This is a genomic window from Novosphingobium sp. (genome assembly GCF_036820275.1).
In the GTDB taxonomy this organism is placed as follows: Bacteria; Pseudomonadota; Alphaproteobacteria; order Sphingomonadales; family Sphingomonadaceae; genus Novosphingobium.
On the sequence record NZ_DAISLT010000009.1, the window covers coordinates 14,258 to 40,568 of the forward strand.

Below are 26,311 nucleotides of genomic sequence, written 5' to 3' on the forward strand. Positions count from 1 at the left end.
TGCTCACCCTTCAGATGCCTGCTATGGCAAGCACCTCCTTCGCGAGCCTTTCCCTGTCGGCGGCTTCGCGCATCATTGTCTTCGTCACGGTGACCGTGAGGCCCCGCGCCTGCAAACCAGAGACATCGGCCTCATCGGCATGATCGATCAAGAGGTGGTCGAGAAGATCGCTGTAGTGATGGGCAATGGCTGCATTGCTGACGCCCTGCCCCCGCTCGGCCAGCATCTTCGCCAGCGGCCCCTTCACCGAAGTGCCGCCGACAATCGGCGAGACCGCGATCAGCGGGACCCGACGCGCCTCCAGCGCCTGCCGAACGCCATCGACGGCCAGGATCGGATCGACGCTGAGGAACGGGTTGGAGGGACAGATCACGATGGCGGCCAGGTCGGTCCGTGCCAGCGCCTCAGCCAGACCGGGCGACGGCTTCGCGCCGGGCACCCCCTCGAAACGCACATCGGAAACGGGTGCAATGCATTGATATCCCACGAACCAGCGCTGGAAATCGGTCCATCCCGCTCCGGTCAGAACTTGCGTGCGAACGGCATCGTCGCTCATCGGAACGACCTTGTGAGCAATGCCGAGTTCCCTCGTCAGCCGCGCCGTCACTTCAGAAAGCGTCCCGCCTGCACGCAGACGCCATGAGCGGGCGATGTGCATGCCCATGTCGCGGTCGCCAAGGTTGAACCAGCCCTCTTCGCCCAACGCGCGGAGCATGGCCATCGTCTGCCATGTCTCGTCCTTCACGCCCCAGCCACGCTGCGTATCGTTGAGCCCTGCCAACGCATAAGTGACGGAATCGATGTCAGGACAGATAGTTAGACCAAAATGCTCGAAATCGTCACCGGTATTGACCACCAGCGTGAGGTCGTCCGGCGCCATGACGGCAGCCAGCCCCGCCGCCAGCTTGGCCCCGCCGACACCACCGGAAAGCGCGAGTACATGCTTGCCGGTCATCGGAACATGTCCTGCTCGATAGGTCGCAGCCCGCTCACCGCACCCGGCCCGTCTTTCTCGGTTACCCAGCGCTCGCAGCCGCGCACAAGAGCCACCGGAGTGCCTTCCGCACCCTCGCCCATCGCCAGCCCCGCCATGGCGGCAATGGAGTCAGCTATAGCGATGACGGTGGCCTGAAGCGTGCGGCCATAAAGGTCCTGAGCAAGCCCCCGGCGATCCTCCAGCACGGCCAGTCCCGCACAACCGATGGCGGTGCCGAGCGTACCGATACGCCAGGCGCGCCCCATCGAATCCGCGATCACCACGCCGATACGAACCTCACGTTTTCTCTGAAATTCCTCCCGCAGCGCTCGCGCCGAGGCATCGGGATCGAGCGGCCAGAGCAGCACCCGGCCAGCCTCTCCGCCTTCTACGTTCGAGGCATCGATGCCCGCGTTGGCCAGCACATGCCCGGTTCGATGCGCAGCGATCACCGCTGCTGGGGTGCGGCGCAATATCTGAGAGCTTTCCTTAAGTACTGCCTGCATCATGTTAGAATCGCGTCCCGTTGTTCGGGCAAGTTCATGCGCTTCCTCAGAAACGTCGTAGGAAGCAAGATCGCGTGTGCGCCCCTCCACCTTGGAGACGATCTTCTGCGCCACCACCAAGATATCGCCATCGCGGAACCGGTCGCCTTCAGCCTCAAGGCTCGCGCATATCGCTTGCGCAATCGACATTCCGGTAGCGAACATAGGCAATCCGGTCAGCGGTCGCACGGTCAGTTCTGGATTTCGCTTCATCGGCCCTCCCGAACCAATGTGTCTAAAGCCGCCGCACCGGGAACGACAATGACCACGGCCAAGAATTCGCAGGGGAGATAATCTGATGGCAGCGATCGCGGTGATCGGCGGAACCGGTGCGCTCGGCAAGGGGATCGCGCGAAGGCTCATCAAGGCGGGGCATCTGGTTACCATCGGCTCGCGCACGGCAGACAAAGCCCGCGTGACGGCCGAGGAACTGAGCGCAGCGGGTCATGCCGAGAACGGAGAAGCCGCGAAAGGCAAGGACGTCGTGATCGTCGCCGTGCCCCACGCCTCGCAAGGCGACACGCTGCGCCAGATCGCCGGAGTGGTGGGCAATGCCGTGGTCGTCGATACCACCGTACCGCTGGTTCCCCCCAAGGTCATGCGCGTGCAGCTCCCGGCCGAGGGCAGCGCCGCCATGCAGGCGCGCGAACATCTGGGACCGGACGCAAGGCTCGTCACCGCGTTCCACAATGTCTCCGCCCATCACCTCGACAGCGATCATGCCATCGACTGCGACGTGCTGGTCTTCTCGGACGATGTGGAGGCACGCCAGACGGTGGTGGACCTCTGCCCCGGCATGGGCCTGCGAGGGCTCTCCGGCGGAGCCCTCGCCAATTCGGCGGCGGCGGAGGCGCTGACCTCCATCCTCATCTACATGAACAAGACCTACAAGGCCAACGGAGCCGGGATACGCTTCACCAACCTCACCGCCGCTCCGCAAGTGCCGTGAGCTGCTGGGCGCTCATCCCGGTCAAGGCGCCCGGCCTCGGAAAGACCCGGCTGGCTCCGGCGCTCGATCCCCGGGAGCGGGAAGCCCTGGTTTCAGGCATGTTGCGCCATGTACTCGATACGGTGAGCGGCTGCCGGGCTATTCAGCGCGTCTGCGTACTGGGACCGTCGCGGCCCAATCTGGGCAGCAAGGTGCTGCGCTTCGACGATCCCGGGCCGGACCTCAATGGCGCATTGGAAAGTGCGATGGCGGCCATCACCGCCGCTGGTCCGGACCGCCTTCTGGTGCTTCCGGCAGACCTGCCCTGTCTTGGCCCGGCCGACGTCGAACGCCTCGCCAACCTGGGGCCAGAGACCGTGGGGATTGCGCCGGACCGTCATCGCACCGGCACCAATGCGCTATCGCTGCCCTTGCCGACGGCAATCCGGTTTTCTTTCGCTTTCGGTCAAGACAGCTTCTCAACCCATTGTGAACAAGCGACAAATCTCGGATTTTCCGTGGAAGCGATCCTCTCCTGCGGCTTGGAGAAGGATATCGACGACCCTCTCGATCTCGCTGATGCCGTTCGCGTTCTGAGGCGTATCTACGCCCCGGCGCTCAACGGTCGCTCCCCCTCGGGACGCCGAAGACGTCCCGATTGAGGAGAAACGAACGCCCCAGACCGGAGCAGCTGCCTACACCGGCTTCCCGCGCCGAACGGAATGCTCGGCGCGAAAAGTCGGCAAGAAAGTCCTCACCCCGATCAGCGTGCGGCCTTCAGGTCACCACGTCGGGCAAACCGCGCCCGGTATGGCGCTCGATGCCGGCTATCGTCTGTGCCGCCGCGATCTGCTGTTCCAGCATCGCTCCGGTATCCGCATCGATCTCGCCGCTCGCAGGCTCGTAGCGTTCCAGATAGACGCGCAGGGTCGCGCCCTGAGTGCCGGTGCCGGAGAGGCGGAAAACGACGCGGCTGCCGTCCTCGAACAGCACCCGGACGCCCTGGTTCTCGCTGATCGAACGGTCGACCGGATCGGTATAGGCGAAACTGTCGGCATGGGCGACGGTCAGCGAGCCGAAAGCCTTGCCCGGCAGCGCCGGAAGCGCGGCCTTGAGTTCGGCCATCAGGGTTGCCGCGGCTTCGCTGTCGACTGCTTCGTAGTCGTGCCGGGCGTAGTAGTTGCGCCCGAACCGCGCCCAGTGGGTGCGGGCCAGCTGATCGACGCTGATATCGCGCACTGCAAGGATGTTCAGCCAGAGCAGCACCGCCCAGAGACCGTCCTTCTCGCGCACATGGTCGGAACCAGTGCCCGCGCTTTCCTCGCCGCAGATCGTCACCATTCCGGCATCGAGCAGGTTGCCGAAGAACTTCCAGCCGGTCGGCGTCTCGAAGCAGGGAATGCCGAGTGCCTCGGCCACCCGGTCGGCGGCGGCGCTGGTCGGCATCGAGCGGGCGATCCCCACCAGACGGCCGCGATAGGCGGGGGCGATCTCGATATTGGCCGCCAGCATCGCCAGCGAGTCCGAAGGGGTGACGAAGCGCCCGCGGCCGATAATGAGGTTGCGGTCCCCGTCCCCATCCGATGCCGCGCCGAGATCGGGCGCATCGGGCCCCATCATGACATCGTAGAGATCCTTGGCATGGATCAGGTTGGGATCGGGGTGATGCCCGCCGAAGTCCTCCAGCGGCACCCCGTTGACGACGGTGCCCGCAGAGAAGCCGAGCCGGTTTTCAAGGATCTCGACCGCGTAAGGCCCGGTCACCGCGCTCATCGCGTCGAACCGCATGGTGAAGCCGCTGGAAACCGCCTTGCGAATGGCGTCGAAGTCGAACAGTTCCTCCATCAGATCGGCATAGTCAGCCACCGGATCGAGCACTTCCACCACCATGCCGCCGACCGTGACCTCGCCCAGAGCGTCGAGGTCGATATCCTCAGCCTCCACGGTCAGCCAGAGGCCGATTTCCTTCGTGCGGGCAAGGATCGCGCCGGTCACGCTCTCCGGCGCAGGGCCGCCGTTGGCGATGTTGTACTTGATGCCGAAGTCCTCATCCGGACCGCCGGGATTGTGGCTGGCCGAGAGGATCAGGCCGCCGCCGGCGCCGTACTTGCGGATCACGTTGCTGGCGGCCGGGGTCGAGAGGATGCCGCCCTGCCCCACGATCACGCGGGCATAGCCGTTGGCGGCGGCCATGCGGATCGCCTGCTGGATCACCGTGCGATTATGATAGCGACCGTCACCGCCGATCACCAGCACCGAACCTGGCTGCGGCTGCACCACGTCGAACACCGACTGGATGAAGTTCTCGGCATAACCCGGCTGCTGGAACACGCGCACTTTCTTGCGCAGGCCGGACGTTCCCGGCGCCTGTCCCTCGAAAGGCGTGGTCGGTACGGTAACGATGTCGGTCAAACCCAATCTCCATGAGGACATGTCGCGCCTCGTGCGCTCGCCCGTATAGATAGCCTCTACGACAATCGGGTTGCACGTACCTTAAGTCAAATCGCCATCTAAATCAGACCGTTGTCGCTCATACTGAAGATACCGCCCTTCGCCACGACGAAATGGTCGTCCAGATTGAGTTCCAGCGCCGCCATGACCTGCCGGAAAGTACGGGTCGATTGGATATCCTCGGCACTGGGCGTCGGATCGCCCGACGGGTGATTGTGCGCCAGAATCAGTCGGCGGGCATCGAGATCGAAGGCGCGCCGCACCGTGCGCCTGAGCGGCATTTCGCAAGTCGACTGACGGGTGCCGACATGGAAATCTTCCGCAATGAACAGCCCTTCGCCGGTGAAGAACAACACCATCACGCATTCCTCGCGCCGCCCGAGCAGGCAATTGGCAAGATACTGGCGGAACGGCACACTCGCCGTGTCTATCGCCTCGCCCAGCACCGTCTCCCGCGCTGCGACACGGGCCAGGTCGCGCGCAGCAACGATCAGCGCGGTGATCGCACGGCGGTCGCTCCCCGCCTCGTCGAGTTCCTCTGCCAGCGCCTGAGCGGAAGCCGACCAGACCGTGCTCAGCGACCCGAAACGCTGGATCAAACGGCGGGCAACGACCTCGCTCCGCTCACCGATGACCGGCCGGAGTATCTGCGCCAGGACGGATAATTGCCCCGTTTCCTCTGCCGCCACACGTGACAGACGAGCCCAAGACCCATCGCCACGAGTTGGACGTAGGAGGGTATGATCGCCATCACCTGATAGGCCGTCTTGTGGACGTCGATGATCCCCAGCCGATAGAAGTGGCTCGAAAAGGCGATGATCTGTGCCCCACCTATCCATAAAGGGTAGAACCTGTTGGCATGAAGCGCGACATAGCCGATGCCCAGAAGGCCCGAGGTGTCGATCGCCAGATGGACGACATCGATCCCGTGGTAGACCAGCAGGTCCGCGCCGCGGCCCATGTGGTATATCCGATCCGCAACGACCATGCCGAGCATGATGCCCGACAGCACACGCTCAGGCACACCACCGCGTCGCCAGGCCACGAGAACGAAAAGAAGAAGCACCCCATATTGCAGGTAGGCCCGCGCGGCCCAGATCAGCATACAAGCCCCCCATGGCCATGCCGTCCGAACCGCGCGGAACCCGTGATCGGGTCTGGGTCGCTCAGGCCGATCGCAAGATCTGGGTATCTTCCACCAGTCGGCCGTTCTCCGGGCAAGCTTCCGGCTCGTCGAAGATCGCGTTGACGTCGCGACCGATGCCCAGGAGTTCCTGGTGGACGCGGATCATGTCGTTCTGGCTTTCGAGCAGCGTGCGCTGCGTCTTGGCAAGGCGCATCAGCGCCGTCTGGCCGGTAAAGGTCTTCACCCCGTCCGCCTGACGGGCGAGCAGCATCGATTCCATAAGGCGAGCCGAAGCGAGCAAAGCGGAATCGAGCGAGAGTTCGGCTTCGGGAAGCTGGCGCGCGATACGGGCGGTGGCAGCGGAAATCGTGATCGACATAAAGACCCCCATCCAGCGGCATCGGCCCGGTCGATGCGCCTGAAAACGTCGTGGCTGGAGGCTGGGTCAAAGCAGGCTGCTCAGCTTGGTGGCCAAATCCAGACCGAACACCGCGACGAGGAGCAGTCCCCCGGCGATGGCGATCATGGCGGCCGTGCGGCTGAGACCCGCATTCGCTCCATCGAGCACCTCCGGAACGACCCGGGTGAAATTCTCTTCCTGCCAGGGCGCCGTCACCTTGAACGTGGCGCCGTCGGCAAGCGTGAGCCTTTCGACCAGTTCGTCCCTGCCCCGATCCTCATCGAAGAGGGGGATGGCCGGAACCTGAGGATTCTTCTCTGGTAGCGGATTACAGGCTTCTTCCTGATCCGGCTGATTCTGGTCTTGCTGGTACTGCCTGTAAGCCCGCGCGAGTTCGGCGCGCGGCGGGGAGCCGGTGCGGCTGCGTACGCCCTCGATCCGCTGGTTGACCGCGCTTTCGGAAATGCCGAGCTCCCAGGCGATTTCCTTGCTCGTGCGGTTTTCCGCCACGAACGCCAGGACTTCGTGCTGCTTGGATGTCAGGGACGGAAAAACCGTCATGATGCGTTGCAACTGCGTCATGTCGCCGCCAGCGTCCGTTCGCCCAAGGTCCATAACGCTACCGAGCCACCCTCGTTCCGCCCTTCCCCGCAAACCTTGTCCATTCGGCGCGGAGTATGGTTATCTGCAATCGCACTATCAAGCCGCAACAGGCAACCCATCTCAGGTATCGATTTAACCAAATCCGACGTGTCTGCGCGTGGCACAGATCACGACAGGCCGCTGAAAACGATTGCCGAATGGGCCGAATCGCCCCCCGACCCGATCCGGTCTAGGCAGCTAGTCTTAACCAATCTTGCTTGCTCGCCGAGTCTGCGTGGCAATCCGCCGCCCGCGACACGATTTTTGATCGATAGTGGATCAAAAAGCAAAAAGCGCGCACCGCCTGGGTACGCGCTTTCGCAAGTCGGAACCGCAGCGGACATTGCCGCCGGGTCCTGAAACCTAATTGGGCCGAACTTATTCCTCGCCCATACGCAGCGCGGCGATGAAGGCTTCCTGCGGAATCTGCACGTTGCCGTACTCGCGCATGCGCTTCTTGCCTTCCTTCTGCTTTTCCAGAAGCTTCTTCTTGCGGGTGATGTCGCCGCCATAGCACTTGGCGGTAACGTCCTTGCGCATGGCCGAGATCGTCTCGCGCGCGATGACCTTGGCACCGATCGCCGCCTGGATCGGGATCTTGAACATGTGCCGCGGGATCAGTTCCTTCAGACGCTCCACCAACGCACGGCCGCGCGGTTCGGCCTGCGTGCGGTGGACCACCATCGACAGGGCATCGACCGGCTCGTTGTTAACGAGAATGTTCATCATCACGAGGTCGCCCTCCTGAAGCCCGATCTGCTCGTAGTCGAAGCTGGCGTAGCCACGGCTGATCGACTTCAGACGGTCGTAGAAATCGAACACGACTTCGTTGAGCGGCAGTTCGTAAGTGACCTGGGCGCGCCCGCCGACGTAAGTCAGTTCCTTCTGGATACCGCGACGATCCTGGCAGAGCTTGAGGATAGAGCCGAGATATTCGTCCGGCGTGTAGATCACCGCCTTGATCCACGGCTCTTCCATGAAGTCGATCTTCACCGGATCGGGCATGTCGGCCGGGTTATGCAGTTCCTTCACGCTGCCGTCGGTCATCGTAAGACGATAGACCACCGAAGGCGCCGTGGTGATGAGGTCGAGATCGTACTCGCGGCTCAGGCGCTCCTGGATGATCTCCAGGTGCAGCAGGCCGAGGAAGCCGCAGCGGAAGCCGAAGCCCAGCGCCGCGCTCGATTCCATCTCGAAGCTGAAGGACGCGTCGTTGAGGCGCAGCTTGCCGATCGATTCGCGCAGCTTCTCGAAGTCGTTGGCGTCGACCGGGAAGAGGCCGCAGAACACCACCGACTGCACTTCCTTGTAGCCCGGCAGCGCCTCGGTGGCGCCCTGCTTCACGGTGGTGATCGTGTCACCGACCTTGGCCTGCTCCACTTCCTTGATCTGCGCGGTGATGAAGCCGATTTCGCCGGGGCCGAGTTCGGGCAAGTCGATGCGCTTGGGCGTGAAGCAACCCACGCGGTCCACCAGATGGTCGGTGCCGCCCTGCATGAACTTGACGTTGAGGCCCTTCTTGATGACCCCGTCGATCACGCGCACCAGAATGACGACGCCGAGGTACGGATCGTACCAGGAATCGACCAGCATGGCCTTGAGGGGCGCGGCGCGATCGCCCTTCGGCGCCGGGATCTTGGCGACGACGGCTTCGAGGATCTCGTCGATGCCGATGCCCGACTTGGCCGAGGCCAGCACGGCTTCGGAAGCGTCGATGCCGATCACTTCCTCGATCTCGTTGCGCACCTTCTCCGGTTCGGCGGCGGGCAGGTCGATCTTGTTGATGACGGGCACGATCTCGTGGTCGTGCTCGATCGACTGGTAGACGTTAGCCAGCGTCTGCGCTTCCACGCCCTGCGCCGCGTCCACCACCAGCAACGCGCCTTCGCAGGCGGCAAGGCTGCGGCTGACTTCGTAGGCGAAGTCGACGTGGCCCGGCGTGTCCATGAGGTTCAGCTCATAGGTGACCCCGTCGGAGGCCGTGTAGTTCAGGCGCACGGTCTGCGCCTTGATGGTGATCCCGCGTTCCTTCTCGATATCCATGTTGTCGAGCACCTGCGCGCTCATCTCGCGGTCGGAGAGTCCTCCGGTGCGCTGGATAAGGCGGTCGGCAAGCGTCGACTTGCCGTGGTCGATATGGGCAATGATCGAGAAATTACGGATCTGGGCGAGTTCGGTCATGGAAGCGCCGTTAGCAGCGCTTGGACCATTTGAAAATGCGGTGTGCGCGCATTTTCAGCCGGTCAGCCCGCCCTGCGCAGCAAACCTTCGTCGCCGCCGCCGGAAGGCGTTTCGGTACGCACCGGGGTAAGGAGCACCGATCCGTTGCCATCCAGTTCGAGCGGGCGCAGGAATTCCACGCCCATGCGGTCTTCCCGGCACCAGCGGGCGGTGGCCAGAACGACATTGTCATCGGCGAGATGAAGGCCGAACTGGGTCTCTGTCGGCACGTTCCAGAGGCCTTCGACCATCGCCCCGGTGCTGGAAATATTGCGGATTGTCGCATGGTAGATGTGCCCGCCGTGCTCCATCACGACCTTGCGCAGCATCGTCTGTCGCGGTGCCCGGGCCGAGCGGGGGCCGGTGGCGACGGCCATGAGACCGCGATCGAGCCGGGCCATGACTTCGGCCGCCGTCAGCGACTTTTCGTAAATGTAGCCTTGGACGTGGCTGCATCCGAGCAGGCGCACGAGGTCCAGTTCATCCAGCGTCTCCACGCCTTCCGCGGTCGTTTCCATGCCCAGCGCCTCGGCAAGACCGACGATCGAGGAGATGATCGCCCCGTTGCGGCTGCCCTCGATGATGGCGCCGCGCACGAAGCTCTGGTCGATCTTGATCTTGTCGAACGGCGCCTTCTTCAGATAGCCGAGCGAGGAATAGCCGGTGCCGAAATCGTCGAGCGCCAGCCGCACGCCCACGCCCTTGAGCGCACCGAACATGGCCTCGGTGGACTTGTCCTCGCCGAGGAAGACGCTCTCGGTGATTTCCAGTTCGAGACGAGCCGGTGCGATCCCCGATGCGGCAATCGCCCGCGCGACGACGGTCGGCAGGTCCGGATTGGCGAATTGCAACGGGGAGACATTCACCGCCACGCGCACGTCATGCGGCCATGCGGCCAGATCGCGGCAGGCCTTGCGCAGCACCCATTCGCCGATCTCCGAAACCAGGCCGGTCTCCTCGGCCACGGGCACGAACCTGGCGGGCGAGAGATAGCCGTGCTTGGGGTGTTTCCAGCGCAGCAGTGCTTCGAAGCCGGTAATCCGCTCGGTCGTCGTATGGACCTGGGGCTGGTAGTGCAGTTCGAGCGCCCCCGCGTCGATCGCGTCGCGAAGGTCCTGCTCCAGCTGCCGACGCTCGCGAGCGTCGGAATGGAGGTCGTCGTCGTAGAAGTGATGGCGCCCTCGCCCGCCGCCCTTCGCCGCATAGAGTGCCAGATCGGCATTGCGGATCAGCGCCTCGACGGTCGTGCCGTCCTCCGGGCACATGGCGATGCCGACCGAGGCGCCGATCGTCACCTGCGTACCGTCGATCGAATAGGGCTGCGAGAGGTTCTCGATCACCCGGCGCGCCAGATGGCCGAGGCCCTCATGCTGGTGGTAGCCCGGCAGGATCACCTGGAATTCGTCGCCGCCGAGGCGGCCGACGCGGCCCATGTTCGCCACCGTTACCCGCAGGCGTTCGGCCACTTGCTTGAGCAGGGCGTCGCCGGCCGGGTGGCCCATGGTGTCGTTGACCTGCTTGAAACGATCGAGATCGAGCAGGAACACCGCGCAGGCGCGGTTCTCGATGCGCGGGGAGTTGATGACCTTCTCCAGCCACTCCGACATCTGGAAGCGGTTGGCGAGCTTGGTCAGCGAATCGAAACGCGCGAGCTGGGTGACGTGCTGCTGCGACTTGCGGGTCTCGGTCAGGTCGATGCCCGAGCCGCGAAAGCCCAGGAAATTATGGAACTGGTCGAGCACAGGTCTGCCGTTGATCGACCACCAGCGCTCCTCCTTCTCGTCGGTCGCAGCGCGTACGGCGATGTCATGAAAGGAAGAACGCGTTGAAAGATGGAACGCCAGCGTGCGCTCGCTGTCATGGTCCTCGGCGCGCAGGCGGAACAGGCTGAGGAAAGGCCGTCCGTAAAGCTTCGCCTCCGGGCAGCCGACCAGTTCGGCGATGCGCGGCGAGACGTAGGCGATCAGGCCGCGGCGGTCGGTTTCCCAGAACCAGCCCTGCCCGGTCTCCTCGTATTCGCGCAGAAGTTCCTCTGCCCGATGCCGTTCGCGCTCCTGCGCCGCCAGTCGCGTCGATTCCGCGCGGGCCAGCCGCGCCTGCCGCATCGCCGCAATCAGTCCGATGCCGGTGCCTCCCGCCAGCAGGCCAAGCGTCGCCAGCGAGGCCGAATGGATCGAGGCGCCTGCCCACACCGCGACCGTGGCTGCCACGATCGAGGTCAGGCGGCGTTCTAGCAGCACTGTCGCCAGCAGGACCAGCAGGCCGTAGCCCTTGATCGTCACCTGCCAGTCCAGCGCGGGGGAGTCATGCGTCCACTGCGCTGCCGCCACACCGAACAGCAGCATCGGCAGCGCGACGGCCAGCAGCATCAGCGGGTAGCGCTTCCAGCTGCGATGATGGAGCCGCCCTTCCATCGTCGCCAGCAGGGGCGCGCCCAGGCAGAGCAGGATGGCAGCGAAAGCCAGCGAGAGCGACAGCGGCTGCGGCGCGCTGCGGGACAGGACCCCCATCGCCACCATGTTGCAGACGATTCCCGGGGCCATAAGCTCCCAGCGCCGCGCAATGAAGAAATGCAGCGGATCGCTGCTCGGCCCGCGCGGACGGAGAAAGGCGAAGTTCGGAACGGGGTTCCGGGTCTCGTTTTCAGTGCGGTCAACGGGCGCGCGGGAAATCGTCGCACTTTCGCGCGCGGTTTCGTCCGGCTCTTGGGTCCCCAACCACACCATTGCATCGGCTTTTGCCCTGCGGCCATTGCGAAAGTGTTAAGTTCCGGCAACCAAATCCCTAATTGGGGGCAAATCCAATCCTTACCGGATATGTCATGAGAAGCCCGTCCCGCCGGATTTCACTTGCCGCCGGTCCGGAAGCATGTTTGCTTCACAGGTGGCGGGCGCACTGGTCCAGTTTCCGTCCGCTTGGGAGAAAACATCCATGCGACATATCGCCATCGTCGGATCGGGACCGGCCGGGTACTATACGGCCGAAGCAGCGCTCAAGCAGTGGAGAGACGATGTCCGGGTCGATATCTTCGACTCCTCGCCCGTTCCCTTCGGACTGATCCGTACCGGCGTCGCCCCCGATCACCAGAGCATCAAGAGCGTAGCCCGCCGATACGAGACGACCGCCCTCAGCGACAACGTCCACTTCGTCGGCAATGTCATGGTCGGCCGCGACATCTCCATCGACGAATTGCGCGAACTCTACGATGCCGTCGTGCTGGCGACCGGCGCGCCGAACGACCGCAAGCTCGGACTGCCGGGCGAAGACCTGCCCAATGTCTTCGGCAGCGCCGCTTTCGTCGGGTGGTACAACGGGCACCCCCAGTTCGCCGAACTCCATCCCGACTTCGGCCACGAGACCGCCGTGATCGTTGGCAACGGCAATGTCGCGCTCGACGTCGTGCGGATTCTCGCCAAGTCCGGCGAGGAATTCGCAGGCAGCGATATCGTCGCCCATGCGCTCGCGTCGCTGGAAGGCTCGCAGATCCGGCGGATCGTCGTGCTTGGGCGGCGCGGACCGCATCAGGTAACGATGACGCCCAAGGAACTGGGCGAACTGGCGAAACTCGCGCGGGCCTGTCCCCGCGTCGACCCTGCCGACCTGCCCGCGCTGGCGGAAGATGCCGCACTCGATCCCGGTATGCGCAAGACCATGGGCCACTTGCGCAGCTTCGCGATGGCGGGCGATACGGCCAACGACAATGGCAATGAGGGGGGCATCATCTGCCCCGGCCGCGATATCGCCATCGAGTTCGACTTCTTCGCCGCCCCGCGCGCGATCCTCGGCACCGACCGGGTCGAGGGGATAGAAATCGAACGCACGAAACTGGTGGACGGCAAGGCGGTGGGAACCGGCGAAACCTACCACATTCCGGCAGGCATCGTCGTCGCCTGCATCGGCTACCAGACCTCGCGCATTCCGGACGTTCCCTATGACGAACAGGGCGGCCGCTTCGCCAATGTCGAGGGACGGATCATGCCCGGCCTCTACTGCGTCGGCTGGGCGCGCCGCGGCCCGACCGGCACCATCGGCACCAACCGGCCGGACGGTTTCGCCATCATCGAGAAGATCGACGCCGACCTGGGAGCGGACGGCGGCACCGGCAAGCCGGGACGCCCCGGCTTCGAAGCCCTCGCCGCGACGCGCGGCATCGACTTCGTGAAATTCACCGAGTGGCAGAAGATCGACGAGGCCGAAGTCGCCAATGCCCGCCAGGGCGCCCCGCGCGAGAAGTTCGTCGAGGTCGACCGCATGATCGCCAAGGCCCACCCCTCGGTTCAGGAGAGCTGACAACAAAAAAGGCCGGGGCGAACCCCGGCCTTTTCGTTTGCCTTGAACCCGTAAGGTCAGACGCGCATCGGCATCAGCACGTAGAGCGCCGGGCTCTGGTCGTTCTGACGGATCAGCGTCGGCGCACCGGCGTCGGCCAGGTGGAGTTCCACCGTGTCGCCGTCGATCTGGCCAAGGATGTCCTTGAGATAGTTGGCGTTGAAGCCGATCTCGAAACCGTCCGAAGAGTAGTCCGCCGGGACTTCTTCCGCTGCCGTGCCGTTGTCCGGCGAAGTAACGGAAAGCGTCACGCGGTCCTGCTCCAGCGCCATCTTCACGGCACGGGTCTTTTCGGTGGCGATGGTCGCTACGCGGTCCACACCCTCGAAGAAGCTCTTGGGATCGATCTTGAGCAGCTTGTCGTTCCCGGTCGGAATGACGCGGGTGTAATCGGGGAAAGTGCCGTCGATCAGCTTGCTGGTCAGCACGACGCCGTTTTCGCCGCCAAGCGTGAAGCGGATCTTGCTGGCCGAAAGATCGACGAGCACGTTGGTGTCGAGCGCTTCTTCCAGCAACTTGCGCAGTTCGCCCACGCACTTACGCGGCACGATCACGTCGGGCATGCCCTCGGCGCCGTCCGGGCGCGGCAGGGTGAAGCGCGCGAGACGGTGGCCGTCGGTGGCGGCGGCCTTCAGTTCCTCGTCCGAGACGTGGAGGAAGATGCCGTTGAGATAGTAGCGCGTTTCCTCGGTCGAGATCGCGAAGCGCGTGCGGTCGATCAGCTGGCCCAGCGTGGCGGCCGGGATTTCGAAGCTGGTCGGCAGTTCGCCCTCGGCGATGACCGGGAAATCGTCGCGCGGCAGGGTCGGCAGCTGGAAGCGGCTACGACCGGCCTTGACGACCATGCGGTTGTCCGCAGCGTCGAGGCTGACCTGGCTACCGTCCGGCAGCTTGCGAGCGATGTCGAACAGCAGGTGCGCGGAAACCGTGATCGCACCGGCCTGCTCGACCGAAACGGCGCCCAGGGTTTCGACGACCTGCAAATCGAGGTCGGTCGCCATGATGCGCAAGGATCCGGAGCCCGAGGCCTCGATCAGGACGTTCGAGAGAATGGGAATGGTGTTGCGCCGCTCGACGACGGACTGCACGTGCGACAGGCAGCGCAAGAGCGTGGAACGTTCGATTGTGGCCTTCATGGCAGCCTCAAGTCCCCCTTGGTCGGGCTAGGGATGCGCACATCCCGAATTTCAGGACGAATATCTCTAGCGAACGGAAAACAGGCGGCAAGCGACTATTGCCCGCTCTTCGGCGTTTCTGGGGATAAATGGGGGGATTTTGGACCTTTTTCAGGTCATCCGAACGCGTTCTCGCCGCCAGATCGCAAAATTGCTTCAAAACCAGATTCGTCGGGGGAAACCGATTCTTTTCGGCAGGCATTGCACCCACCGGACGCAAAGAGCGATGCGAGGGCCTCGGATCGGCGCGGATCGCAGGGTTTCACCCTCGCCATCCGCCCCGATCCCGAAGTCCTGTCAGATCATCACCATGCCGCCGTTGACGTGGATCGTCTGGCCGGTGACGTAGCCCGCTTCCTTCGAGGCGAGGAACACGGCGGCAGCGGCGATGTCGTCGCCCTCGCCCATGCGGCCCATCGGGATGCGGCCGTTGAGCGCGTCCTTCTGCGCATCGGGCAGCACGTCGGTCATCGCCGTGCGGATGAAGCCCGGCGCGATGCAGTTGACGGTGACATTGCGGCTGGCGAGTTCCTGCGCGAGGCTCTTCGACATGGCGGTGATGCCGCCTTTCGCCGCGCAGTAGTTCATCTGGCCGGGGTTGCCGGTGGTGCCGACAACCGAGGTGACGTTGATGATGCGGCCGAAGCGCGCCTTCATCATCGGCTTGGTCACGGCGCGCATCAGGCGGAAGGTCGATTCGAGGTTGATCTTGATGACTTGATCCCACTCCTCGTCCTTCATGCGCATGGCGAGGTTGTCGCGGGTGATGCCCGCGTTGTTGATCAGGATATCGATCTTGCCGAGCGATTCGAGCGCGGCGGGGACCAGCTTCTCGACCTGCTCGGGATCGCCGAGATTGCAGGCGATGGCGACGTGGTCGACGTCCTGCACATGCTGCGGGGTGTGCTCGTCCAGCTCGTCGCGGAAGGCGCGCAGCTTGTCGGCGTTCGAGCCAGAGATGGCGAGGCGCGCACCCTGAGCCGCCAGGGCGCGGGCGACCGAGGAACCGATACCGCCCGAGGCGCCAGTGACGAGGGCAGTCATTCCGTTGAGGTTGAACATTTCAGAATCTCCGTGAATCGCATGCCGGAACGGCAGCGACGGCCCGCCGAACGGGGCCTTTCTTCAAACCTAAGAAGGCGCCGGGTCAAGCCCGGCATGCCATCAGAGCGCGGGGATCAGAGACCCTTCGCGAGTTCCTCGATCTCGGCCATGGTCACGGCGGAAATCACTTCAACCTCGCCTGCCGAACGCTTGATCATCGGGCCGAGCACCTTGCCGCCGAGTTCGACGAACGTCTCGACGCCCGCCTCGCGCATGGCGATCGCGCTTTCGCGCCAGCGGACGCGGCCCGTGACCTGCTCCACCAGCAGGCGCTGGACTTCGGCGGGGTCGGTGACGACCGAGGCGGTGACATTGGCGAACAGCGGCACGTGCAGGCTGCCCGGAGCGGTCTTGGCCAGCGCCTCGGCCATGGCGTCGGCAGCGGGCTGCATCAGCGGGCAGTGGAACGGCGCTGAAACCGGCAGCAGCACGCCGCGCTTGATGCCGTGGTCCTTCACCAGCGCGACGGCGCGCTCGATGGCTTCCTTGTGGCCGGAGATCACGACCTGCGTGGGGTCGTTGTCGTTGGCGACGGTGCAGACGAGTCCTTCGGCGGCAGCGGCAGCAAGCTCGGTGGCCTTTTCGATGTCGGCGCCCAGCAGCGCGGCCATCGCGCCAAGGCCGACCGGAACGGCCGCCTGCATCGACTGGCCGCGCAGCTTCAGCAGGCGTGCGGTATCGGCAAGGCTGAACGCACCGGCAGCGCAAAGCGCAGTGTATTCGCCGAGCGAGTGACCGGCGACGAAGTCCGCCTTGTCGGCGAGCGAGATGCCGCCTTCCTTCTCCAGCACGCGCAGGACGGCGATGGCATTGGCCATGATCGCCGGCTGGGCGTTCTCGGTGAGGGTCAGCTCCTCTTCGGGGCCCTGCGTCATCACGCGGAAGAGGTTCTGGCCGAGCGCCTCGTCCACTTCCTGGAAGACCTCACGCGCGACGGCGCTGGCTTCGGCGAGTTCGGCGCCCATGCCGACCTTCTGGCTGCCCTGTCCGGGAAAAACGAATGCACGCATCTTGGCGGCTCCTTGTGTCCGGCGGCTTGCGAATGCGCCCTGCCGGTTTGTGAATCTCTATATGTGGCGCGGCGCGTTATTGACCTTGGGGCCGCTCCGCAAGCCCGGAGGGTGCTCTTTCTTCAAACAGGCCCGAACGGGACGATCCGGTTCATCGCATCATGCCCGATGTCGGCACTGCCGAGGTAGGAAATCGCATGATGCTCGCACCAGTGACGAACGATTTCCTCTGCCTCGATGCCGAAAGGCCTGTCGTTTTCGGGCACGTCGCTCACCCGGCCGAGGCGCAGTCCGGCCACGCCGCCAAGGTGCGCGGTAAGGTGGAAGAACAGCCGGTCGACGGCGTAGAGATACTCCGAAACTTCCTCCACCAGCACGACATGGTTGGCCAGCCCCGGCATCAGCGGGGTGCCGCAGAGCATGGCGAGCGTCATCAGGTTGAAGGCAACGCGCGGGTGACTGTCGCCGGTCGGCTCCACGCCCGAGGCATCGCCGGTCAGCCAACGCAGTGCGCGGCGCACTGCCTCCGCCCCGCCCTCGCGCCGGATATCAGCGAGCATCGGTCCGTGCACAGGCTTGCCGATGCGCGCACGATAAAGTCCGCCGAGCAGATAGCCCGCGTCGGAATAGCCCAGAAACGTCTTGGCCTGCGCATCGTGCGTGAACTTCGCGATGGCCGTTTCCGCCACCCTGCACGCGCCATAGCCGCCGCGCGCGAACCACACCGCATCCACCGAGGAATCGTTGGCGCACTCGACCAGCGCCGCGATCCGGCGCGCATCGCTGCCCGCGAAATGACCTTCCACTTCAAAGCACTGGTCGTGGATCACAAGCTCCACATCGGGAAACTCGGCAGCCGCCAGAGCGACGACGGCCTCCGCATCCTCGCGGGTGATCGGGGTGGACGGTGCACAAACTGCGATACGGGTCATGGCTCCTTCCTATCGAGGTTGTCAGGACGAACAAGGCCGCATACCGAAGCGTCATGACTTCCGCGCATCACGACCTCACTTCACATCCCTGGTTCTTCTGCGGCATCGGCGGATCGGGCATGTTGCCGCTCGCGCTGATCCTGAAGGGGCACGGCGCGCATGTGGCGGGCTCCGACCGCAGCCGCGATCAGGGCCGCACGCCTGAAAAGTTCGCCTGGCTGGAAAGCCTAGGCTTCGACCTGCACCCACAGGACGGCAGCGGCATTACCGGAGCCGAGCAGACTCTCGTCGCCTCGGCCGCCGTGGAAGACACGGTGCCGGAAGTGGTGCGCGCGAAAGAGTTCGGCTGCCCGCGCATGAGCCGTGCCCAGCTTCTGGCGACGCTGTTCAACGCCGCGCCCTTCGGCGTGGCGATCGGCGGCACCTCGGGCAAGTCGACCGTCACCGGCATGACCGGCTGGATCATGACCCACGCAGGACGCGACCCCACGATCATGAACGGCGCGGTGATGAAGAACTTCGCGTCGCCCGACGCGCCTTTCGCCAGCGCCCGCGTCGGTCAGGGCGAGGTCTTCGTGTCGGAAGTGGACGAGAGCGACGGTTCGATCGCGCTCTATCGCCCGAAAGTGGCGGTGCTGGGCAATGTCAGCCTCGATCACAAGAGCCTTGAGGAACTGCGCCAACTCTTCGGCGATTTCCTCGGCCGGGCGGATGTTTCGGCGATCAATCTCGACGATGCGGAGACGGCCGCCCTCGCCCCGCACGCCAAGGCCTTGGTGACCTTCGGCATCACCTCGCAGGACGCGCAGATCGGCGCCGCCGACGTGGTGGAAGGACCGATTTCTCTCACCGCCACCGTGCTGGATCGCCGCGACAGATCTTCGCACGCGCTCGTGCTCAAGGTGCCGGGGCGTCACAACCTCTATAACGCACTTGCCGCCATCGCCGCAGCCAATGCCGCCGGGGTTTCGGTGGCCGAGGCGGTCAAGGCGCTGGGCAGCTTCGTGGGACTTGCCCGCCGGTTCGATATCGTCGGCACCTCGCCCTCGGGCGTGACGGTGATCGACGATTTCGGCCACAACCCCGACAAGATTTCCGCCACTCTCGCCACGCTCAAGGCCCATCCCGGCCGCGTGATCGCGTTCTTCCAGCCGCACGGCTACGGCCCGCTCAAGCAAATGGGCCACGAACTGGCCGAAGTGCTCGCCAGGAAACTCGGGCCGAACGATGTCACGATCCTGTGCGATCCGGTCTATTTCGGGGGCACCGTGGACCGCTCCGAAGGCAGCGAACGCATCGTGCGGCTGATCGAAGCGGACGGCGGAAAAGCCGAATACGTGCCCTCTCGTGACGACTGCGCCACCCGCATCGTCCAGATCGCGCAGCCCGGCGACCGCGTGGTCGTGATGGGCGCGCGCGACGATACGCTGACGGTCTTTGCTAAGGACCTGCTCGCGCGGCTCTGAACCGCGAGATCAGTGCGCCTTGCTGCCGCGCGCCGTGGCAACAAGGTGCACCAGCACCGCAATCACCGCGCCCAGCACCAGACCCACGACCGCCGAAGCAACGGCATAGCCCAGCCAGCCGAGCGCACCGCCCAGCGGCCCGCCCAGCACTTCCAGCCAGTGCTGGAAAGCGTGGGCGATATGCGCAGGCGCCGGAACCCCGAGTTCCTCCAGCCCGTGCAACACGATCCCGCCGCCGACCCAAAGCATCGCCAGCGTGCCGACCGAAGCCAGCACCGTCAGCACCTTGGGCATCGCGCTCACCAGCATGCGGCCGAAAGCCTGCGTACCCTTGCCGTCCTTTTTTGCGAGGTGCAGGCCGATGTCATCCATCTTCACGATCAGCGCCACCGCACCGTAGACGCCCGCCGTGATGAGAATGCCCACGAGCGCCAGCGCCACCGCCCGCGTCACCAGCGAACTGTCGGCCACTTCCGAAAGCGCAATCGCCATGATCTCCGCCGAGAGGATCAGGTCGGTGCGAATCGCACCGGAAACGCGGGCCTGCTCGAAGCTCGCCGCGTCCGAGACCGGGTTTTCCAGCGTCTCGCCGTGCTTGGCCCCGCCCAGCTTCTCGATGACCTTCTCCGCGCCCTCGAACGCGAGATAGCTGCCGCCCAGCATCAGGATCGGCGTGATCAGCCAAGGCAGGAAAGCGCTGAGCAGCAGGGCGATCGGCAAGAGCACGACCAGCTTGTTGAACAGACTGCCCTTGGTGATCTTCCAGATGATCGGCAGTTCACGCTCGGGCGTGAAGTCGGTGACGTAGCCCGGCGTCACCGCCGCATCGTCGATCACGACGCCCGCAGCCTTGCTGCCGGCCTTGGCGACCCCTACCCCCACGTCGTCCAGCGAGGCGGCGGCGGCACGGGCAATCACCGCAACGTCATCGAGAAGCGCAACGAGGCCGGATGGCATCTGGAACAAACCCCCTGTTCAAAAGACTTTGCCGCCATGCGGGCGAACGACGCGCCGATCAAGCGAAACGAACAAAATGCGTCCGATTGACAATGCCCACCCGGCATTTTCGTTGCGGCCATGGCGGCATACCTCAAGATAAGCGAGATCCTCGCCTGCGCGGGATGACGAGAAAGGAGGCTGTGTCGGAGCACACCCCCAGCTTTTGCTTGCGTTCCGCGCCAGATCCGCTAAGGGCGCGCCTTCCGTCTCGTGCGCCATGTCGCATGCCGGACGGGAAGGAAGAAAGCCGGAGGGGCCCCGCAATCCCGCGGACAAGCCAGCGATCGGTTAGACAGAGATAAAGGAAGCTGCCGTGGCTCAGTATGAGCACGTGTTCCTGGCACGCCAGGACCTCAGCCAGGCGCAAGTCGATGCACTTGCCGCCACCGCCACCGAGATCGTCGAAGCCAACCAGGGCAAGGTCACCAAGACCGAGACCTGGGGCCTGAAGAATCTCGCGTACAAGATCAAGCGCAACCGCAAGGCGCACTTCGTGATGCTCAACATCGAAGCTCCCGGCGACACCATCGCCGAGCTCGAGCGTCAGACGCAGATCAACGAAGACGTCATCCGTTACCTGACCATCCGCGTCGACGAGCACGAAGCTGGTCCGTCGGTCATGATGCGCAAGAGCGACCGCGAGCGTACTCGCCGTCGTGAACGTGAAGGGAACTGATTTCCATGGCACGTGCATTCTTCCGCCGCCGCAAGTCCTGCCCGTTCTCGGGCAAGAACGCTCCGGCCATCGACTACAAGGACGTGCGTCTGCTTCAGGGCTTCATGTCCGAGCGTGGCAAGATCGTTCCCAGCCGCATCACCGCGGTTTCCGCAAAGAAGCAGCGTGAGCTGAGCCAGGCGATCAAGCGCGCCCGGCACATCGGCCTCCTGCCCTACATCGTCAAGTAAGGAGGACTAGCCTCATGGACATCATCCTCCTCGAACGCGTCGAGAAGCTCGGCGCCATCGGCGATGTCGTTTCCGTCAAGGACGGTTACGCCCGCAACTACCTTCTTCCCAACAAGAAGGCCCTGCGCGCCAACGAGAAGAACAAGAAGGTCTTCGAAGCCAACCGCGCGAAGATCGAAGCTGACAACGCCGAGCGTCGCTCGTCGGCCGAATCGCACTCGGGCAACGTCGAAGGCAAGCAGGTCGTCCTGATCCGCGCCTCGTCGAACTCGGGCCAGCTTTACGGTTCGGTCTCGGTTCGCGACATCGTCGACGCTCTCAACGAGCAGGGCGCCGAAGTCTCGAAGCAGATGATCGTGCTCGAACGTCCGATCAAGACCATCGGCGTGTTCGAAGTTCGCGTGAACCTGCACCCCGAAGTCTCGGTCAACGTCAAGGTGAACGTCGCCCGTTCGCCCGACGAAGCCGACCTGCAGTCGCAGGGCGTGGACGTGATGGCCGCGATGTTCGAACAGGACGTCTCGGGTTTCACCGAAGCCTACGACCCGAACGCCGAACCCGGCGAAATCGCGGTCGAAGAGGAAGTTGCCGAGACCGAAGAAGAAGCCTGAGCTTCCTTTTCGCGGTAACGACCGTCGAGAAAAGGCCCTCGCTCCGACCGGAGCGGGGGTTTTTTCGTTTCCGGCCAATCCGCCTATCGTCACGCTGCTATTGCGCTGCAACACAGATTGCGTAATTACGGGCGATGGAAACGATCAAAAGCACCCTCGCGGAACTGGTCCGCGTTTACGAAACCGCCGTCAGCACCCTGCGCGCAGACATTGCCGCCTTTGTCGAGAACGGCACCCCGCCCCCGTCCGAACGCCGCGAAACCCGCGCCTGGTCCTATCCGGAACTGCGCATCACCTACGCAGGCGTGGAGCGCGGCACGTTCTACAGCCGCTCGTTCGGCCGTCTGAACGAAGCAGGCACCTACACCACCACGATCACCCGCCCGCGCCTCTTCGCGGACTACCTCGAAGAACAGCTGGCGCTGCTCCACGAGGATTATGAGGTGGAGATCGAGGTCGCGCCTTCCGCCCAGGAAATCCCCTTCCCCTACGTCCTCGACGGCGTCGGCATGGGCAGCGTCACCCCGCAGGAACTGGCCGCCCACTTCCCGACCACCGAACTCGCGCTGATCGGTGACGAGATCTCGGACGGTGCGTTCCGCCAGTCGCCGGAGGAGCCGCTGCCGCTGGCCCTGTTCGACGGCCTGCGCACCGATTTCAGCCTCGCCCGCCTGCAGCACTATACCGGCACCAGCGTCGAGCACTGCCAGCGCTACATCCTGTTCACCAACTACCATCGCTATGTCGACGAGTTCGTGGACTGGGCCGGGACCCAGATCGGCTCGAACGGCTACACCGCGCTGTCTGGCGCCGGCGGCCTCTATCTCGACACCCCGGTCGACAATGCCCGCGAGCGCCTGTCCGACACTGCATGGCGCCGCCACCAGATGCCGGCCTATCACCTGATCCGGCCGGACAAGTCGGGCATCACCCTGGTCAACATCGGCGTCGGCCCCTCGAACGCCAAGACCATCACCGACCACCTCGCGGTGATCCGCCCCGAAGTCTGGCTGATGATCGGCCACTGCGGCGGCCTGCGCGAAGGCCAGCGCATCGGCGACTACGTGCTCGCCCATGCCTACTTGCGCGACGACCACGTGCTCGACCCGGTCCTGCCGCCGGAGATCCCGCTGCCCGCGATCGCGGAAGTGCAGCAGGCTCTCGCTTCGGCGGCCGAGGCGGTCAGCGGCGAAGGCGGTGCCAATCTCAAGAAGCGCATGCGCACCGGCACCGTCGTCACCACCGACGACCGCAACTGGGAACTGCGCTACACCGAATCCGCGCACCGCTTCAGCCTGAGCCGCGCCATCGGCATCGACATGGAGAGCGCCACGATCAGCGCCCAGGGCTATCGCTTCCGCGTACCCTACGGCACCCTGCTCTGCGTATCCGACAAGCCGATCCACGGCGAACTCAAGCTGCCCGGCCAGGCCAACCGCTTCTACGAGGAGGCCATCGCCAGCCACCTCAAGATCGGCCTCCAGGCTTGCGACCTGCTCCGCGCCGAAGGTGAGAAGCTGCATTCCCGCAAGCTGCGCGCGTTCAACGAGCCGCCGTTCCGCTGATCCGCTGCGGCCCACGCCGCAACGCTTGCGCAGAAAAAGGGCGCCGTTCCGAAAGGAGCGGCGCCCTTTTCGATTCCACCCCAAGTATCCGCCTCCCACATCTTTGCCGAAGCCGGCGCGCGCATTGCAACCGGCTACGGATATGTCCGGATCTGGCGCCATGCGGCAATCTTATAAGTTTGTGATGGAAATATGCACAACAAATGTCTATAAGTTGAGTATAGCTTGAAGTATTTTCATGTTACGCGATTATTTCAACGAATTACATTGAAATTACGCCAATGTAACGCCGCTTGAAATAATAGTTGCCGATCTACAACTGTGCGGAATTCAATAAACATCGACTATTATTCCATGATGACAGAACGCTCACCTTGGGAGCACACCCCCTGACCTGGTTCCGGCTTACGGCAAACCGTGCGCCGGAAACTGCAAAGGGAGTACCGAATGACATCCGAAATGAAGCGCCTGCTGCTGGCCTCCACCTTGCTGATGGGCCTGCCTGCTGCGGCTCACGCGCAGGACGACGCGCCCGCAAACGCAGCCGAGTCCGACGGCGGCGCCATCGTCGTGACCGGCTCGCGCCTGTCCAATCCGAACCTTGAACAGGCTGCCCCGATCATGGCCGTTTCCGCCAAGGAAATCGCGCTGACCGGCCAGGTCAACGTCGAGAACATCCTCAAGGATCTGCCGCAGGTGCTTCCGGGCGCGACGGCCGCGTCCAACAATCCGGGCGGCGGCGTCGCCACTGCCGACTTGCGCGGCCTCGGTGCGGAACGCACGCTGGTTCTGGTCAACGGCCACCGCTACGTGTCTTATGACACCAACCAGATCGTCGACCTCAACACGATCCCGACCGCGCTGATCGAGCGCGTCGACGTAGTGACCGGCGGCAAGTCGGCCGTCTACGGTTCGGACGCGGTGACCGGCGTGGTGAACTTCATCACCAAGCAGGACTTCGACGGCGTCCAGGCCAATGCCAACTATCGCCTGACCGGCGCAGGCGACGGCGCCCAGTACAACGGCGGCCTTCTGGTCGGCAAGAACTTCGCCGACGGCCGCGGCAACATCACGATCTATGGCGACTACATGCGCCGCAAGTCGATCCTCCAGTCGGCCCGCAGCTATACCTCGATCGCCCAGACCGACGACGGCGAAGGCGGCCTGATGGGTGGCGGCTCCAGCTCGATCCCGGCCGGCCGCATCGCGCTCGGCGGCAACAACTACAAGTTCGGACAGGACGGCAGCACTTCGGCCTACACGTCCGCCGATGCCTATAACTATGCCTCGGAGAACTATCTCCAGGTTCCGCAGAAGCGCCAGCTGCTGTCGGCCCAGGCCCACTTCGACGTCAGCGACCACCTGACGCTCTACGGTGAAGGCCAGTACATCCACAACCGCGTGAAGAACCAGCTGGCCCCGACGCCGCTGACCGGCACTTACTCGCTCGACACCGATTCCTCGTTCCTGTCGCCTGCCACGCAGTCGCTGCTGAGCGGCTACGACACCGACGGCGACGGCTACACTTCGGCTTCGGTCTATCGCCGTCTTTCGGAAGTGGGAGACCGCATCTCGAACCTCGACAGCAAGGCCTATCGCGGACTGATCGGCGCCCGCGGACAGATCTCCGGCGACTGGAACTACGACGCCTACTTCAGCTATTCCCGCACCAAGCAGGTCGAGCGCCAGTACGGCAACGTCTCGGCCAGCCGCGTCCAGCAGGCCCTGCTGACCTCCTATGATTCCAGCGGCAACCTGGTCTGCTCGGACACCAGCAACGGCTGCGTCCCGCTGAATATCTTCGGCGCCGGCAACATCAGCCAGGAAGCAGCGGACTTCATCTCGATCGACACCGTCAACCGCTCGACCATCACCGAAAAGGTCGTCAGCGGCGCGATCACCAACAACAACCTGTTCGATCTGGGCGCAGGCCCGGCCGGTCTTGCCTTCGGCGGCGAGTATCGCAGCGAGCACGGCAGCTTCAACCCGGACGAAGCGCTCGCCTCGGGTGACGTGATCGGCTTCAACGGTTCGGAACCGATTGCGGGCGGCTACAACGTCAAGGAACTCTTCGCCGAGTTCAACGTGCCCCTGATCGCCGACAAGCCCTTCATCGAGCGGCTCGAATTCAACGGCGCGGCGCGCTATTCGTACTACTCGACGGCAGCCAAGTCGGTCGGCACCTTCTCGGCCGGTCTCGTCTGGGCCCCGATCAAGGACGTGAGCCTGCGCGGCCAGTTCTCGCGCGCGGTACGTGCGCCTACGGTCAACAATCTCTACAGCGGCAACGCTCAGAACTTCGAACCCGCAACCGATCCCTGCGCCACCTCGACCGCGCTCACGAACGCCAATCTCAACGCCAGCTGCGCCGCCTCGGGCATCCCGGCGAACCTGATCGGCACCGCCTACAACGGCGGCGATTCGCAGATCGAGAGCTACAACGGCGGCAACACCTCGCTGCGCGAGGAAACGGCGAACACCTGGACCGTCGGCACGATGATCCAGCCCCGCTTCATTCCGGGCCTGTCGCTCACCGTCGACTACTACCACATCAAGATCGACAACTACATCACCGCCGCCGGCACCTCGAACATCATCTCGGCCTGCTACGGCACGGCCGCGAACGGCTGGACGCCTTACGACACCAGCTACTGCTCGCTGCTGCCGCGTGACGGGAACAGCTACACGATCACCGGCGCGGTCGATAACCTGTCGAACTCGGGCGGCATGAAGACCGACGGCATCGACTTCGACATGCAGTACGCCATCCCGCTGGCCTTCGGCGAGCACGGATCGAGCAAGCTGACCCTGCGCGCCAGCGGCACCCGCCTGATGAACTTCACGTTCAAGCCGATCGCCGCCCTTTCCGACCTGACGGTGGACTGCGCCGGCAAGTTCGGCCTGCTCTGCGGCAACGTCTATGCCA

At 64.3% G+C, this 26,311-nt stretch carries 23 protein-coding genes; 9 read left to right on the forward strand and 14 right to left on the reverse strand.

Going from position 1 to position 26,311, the window contains the following annotated elements; translation table 11 throughout:
- Positions 1-10: 10 nt before the first annotated feature.
- Positions 11-955, reverse strand: coding sequence for a 2-phospho-L-lactate transferase (gene cofD / locus V7066_RS09205; protein WP_334182757.1), 945 nt, complete (start codon positions 953-955; stop codon positions 11-13).
- Positions 952-1,710, reverse strand: a complete 759-nt coding sequence (cofE, locus tag V7066_RS09210; RefSeq protein ID WP_334182758.1) for a coenzyme F420-0:L-glutamate ligase — start codon at positions 1,708-1,710, stop codon at positions 952-954. Before cofE ends, cofD begins: the two co-directional genes overlap by 4 nt.
- Positions 1,711-1,819: 109 nt before the next feature.
- Here cofE and npdG point away from each other — a divergent pair, with 109 nt between their 5' ends.
- Positions 1,820-2,470, forward strand: a complete 651-nt coding sequence (npdG, locus tag V7066_RS09215) for an NADPH-dependent F420 reductase (RefSeq protein ID WP_334182759.1) — start codon at positions 1,820-1,822, stop codon at positions 2,468-2,470.
- Complete coding sequence (gene cofC / locus V7066_RS09220; protein ID WP_334182760.1) at positions 2,467-3,111, forward strand: 2-phospho-L-lactate guanylyltransferase; 645 nt, start codon at positions 2,467-2,469, stop codon at positions 3,109-3,111. The genes npdG and cofC overlap by 4 nt, the downstream gene beginning before the upstream one ends.
- A 115-nt stretch (positions 3,112-3,226) precedes the next feature.
- On the opposite strand, the gene V7066_RS09225 is transcribed toward cofC, so the two are convergent.
- The 7 genes from V7066_RS09225 to V7066_RS09255 form a co-directional block, all read right to left on the reverse strand.
- Entirely contained in the window at positions 3,227-4,861 is a 1,635-nt protein-coding gene (locus V7066_RS09225) for an alpha-D-glucose phosphate-specific phosphoglucomutase (RefSeq protein WP_334182761.1), read from the reverse strand.
- Positions 4,862-4,959: 98 nt separating this feature from the next.
- Positions 4,960-5,499, reverse strand: a complete 540-nt coding sequence (locus V7066_RS09230) for a JAB domain-containing protein (protein WP_334182762.1) — start codon at positions 5,497-5,499, stop codon at positions 4,960-4,962.
- Complete coding sequence (locus tag V7066_RS09235; RefSeq protein ID WP_334182763.1) at positions 5,496-6,005, reverse strand: hypothetical protein; 510 nt, start codon at positions 6,003-6,005, stop codon at positions 5,496-5,498. The genes V7066_RS09230 and V7066_RS09235 overlap by 4 nt, the downstream gene beginning before the upstream one ends.
- A 61-nt stretch (positions 6,006-6,066) precedes the next feature.
- Positions 6,067-6,405: a hypothetical protein gene (locus V7066_RS09240; RefSeq protein WP_147219772.1), complete on the reverse strand. Its 339-nt coding sequence runs from the start codon at positions 6,403-6,405 to the stop codon at positions 6,067-6,069.
- A 66-nt stretch (positions 6,406-6,471) separates the two neighbouring features.
- Positions 6,472-6,999, reverse strand: coding sequence for a helix-turn-helix transcriptional regulator (locus V7066_RS09245; protein WP_334182764.1), 528 nt, complete (start codon positions 6,997-6,999; stop codon positions 6,472-6,474).
- Positions 7,000-7,446: 447 nt separating this feature from the next.
- Positions 7,447-9,249, reverse strand: coding sequence for a translation elongation factor 4 (gene lepA / locus V7066_RS09250; RefSeq protein WP_334182765.1), 1,803 nt, complete (start codon positions 9,247-9,249; stop codon positions 7,447-7,449).
- 62 nt (positions 9,250-9,311) lie between these two features.
- Entirely contained in the window at positions 9,312-11,831 is a 2,520-nt protein-coding gene (locus V7066_RS09255) for an EAL domain-containing protein (protein ID WP_334182766.1), read from the reverse strand.
- A gap of 388 nt (positions 11,832-12,219) precedes the next feature.
- Between V7066_RS09255 and V7066_RS09260 the strand changes: the two genes are divergently transcribed.
- Positions 12,220-13,578: an FAD-dependent oxidoreductase gene (locus V7066_RS09260; protein ID WP_334182767.1), complete on the forward strand. Its 1,359-nt coding sequence runs from the start codon at positions 12,220-12,222 to the stop codon at positions 13,576-13,578.
- 56 nt (positions 13,579-13,634) lie between these two features.
- On the opposite strand, the gene dnaN is transcribed toward V7066_RS09260, so the two are convergent.
- From dnaN to V7066_RS09280, 4 genes are all read right to left on the reverse strand, one after another.
- The gene (dnaN, locus tag V7066_RS09265) at positions 13,635-14,753 is read right to left on the reverse strand and encodes a DNA polymerase III subunit beta (RefSeq protein ID WP_334182768.1); all 1,119 of its coding nucleotides are present in this window, start codon (positions 14,751-14,753) and stop codon (positions 13,635-13,637) included.
- A gap of 336 nt (positions 14,754-15,089) precedes the next feature.
- Positions 15,090-15,854: a 3-oxoacyl-[acyl-carrier-protein] reductase gene (gene fabG / locus V7066_RS09270; protein WP_334182769.1), complete on the reverse strand. Its 765-nt coding sequence runs from the start codon at positions 15,852-15,854 to the stop codon at positions 15,090-15,092.
- A 116-nt stretch (positions 15,855-15,970) separates the two neighbouring features.
- Positions 15,971-16,906: an ACP S-malonyltransferase gene (fabD, locus tag V7066_RS09275; protein WP_334182770.1), complete on the reverse strand. Its 936-nt coding sequence runs from the start codon at positions 16,904-16,906 to the stop codon at positions 15,971-15,973.
- 122 nt (positions 16,907-17,028) lie between these two features.
- Positions 17,029-17,838 carry an LD-carboxypeptidase gene (locus V7066_RS09280; RefSeq protein WP_334182771.1) on the reverse strand — a complete coding sequence of 270 codons (810 nt, stop codon included), beginning with the start codon at positions 17,836-17,838 and terminating at the stop codon, positions 17,029-17,031.
- 53 nt (positions 17,839-17,891) lie between these two features.
- On the opposite strand from V7066_RS09280, the gene V7066_RS09285 reads away from it, so the two are divergent.
- On the forward strand, positions 17,892-19,304 hold the full coding sequence (locus V7066_RS09285) for a glutamate ligase domain-containing protein (RefSeq protein ID WP_334182772.1): 1,413 nt from the start codon (positions 17,892-17,894) through the stop codon (positions 19,302-19,304).
- Between the two features lie 9 nt (positions 19,305-19,313).
- On the opposite strand, the gene V7066_RS09290 is transcribed toward V7066_RS09285, so the two are convergent.
- Positions 19,314-20,261 carry a DUF808 domain-containing protein gene (locus tag V7066_RS09290; RefSeq protein WP_334182773.1) on the reverse strand — a complete coding sequence of 316 codons (948 nt, stop codon included), beginning with the start codon at positions 20,259-20,261 and terminating at the stop codon, positions 19,314-19,316.
- 355 nt (positions 20,262-20,616) lie between these two features.
- On the opposite strand from V7066_RS09290, the gene rpsF reads away from it, so the two are divergent.
- The 5 genes from rpsF to V7066_RS09315 all read left to right on the forward strand — a co-directional run.
- Positions 20,617-20,979 carry a 30S ribosomal protein S6 gene (rpsF, locus tag V7066_RS09295; RefSeq protein WP_054440796.1) on the forward strand — a complete coding sequence of 121 codons (363 nt, stop codon included), beginning with the start codon at positions 20,617-20,619 and terminating at the stop codon, positions 20,977-20,979.
- A gap of 5 nt (positions 20,980-20,984) precedes the next feature.
- Entirely contained in the window at positions 20,985-21,209 is a 225-nt protein-coding gene (gene rpsR / locus V7066_RS09300; RefSeq protein WP_021232952.1) for a 30S ribosomal protein S18, read from the forward strand.
- Positions 21,210-21,223: 14 nt separating this feature from the next.
- Positions 21,224-21,820 carry a 50S ribosomal protein L9 gene (gene rplI, locus V7066_RS09305; protein ID WP_334182774.1) on the forward strand — a complete coding sequence of 199 codons (597 nt, stop codon included), beginning with the start codon at positions 21,224-21,226 and terminating at the stop codon, positions 21,818-21,820.
- Between the two features lie 134 nt (positions 21,821-21,954).
- Positions 21,955-23,385 (forward strand): AMP nucleosidase, encoded by a 1,431-nt coding sequence (locus V7066_RS09310; protein ID WP_334182775.1) that lies wholly within the window; start codon positions 21,955-21,957, stop codon positions 23,383-23,385.
- A 447-nt stretch (positions 23,386-23,832) separates the two neighbouring features.
- A partial coding sequence (locus V7066_RS09315; protein WP_334182776.1) for a TonB-dependent receptor domain-containing protein occupies positions 23,833-26,311 on the forward strand: 2,479 nt, incomplete at its 3' end.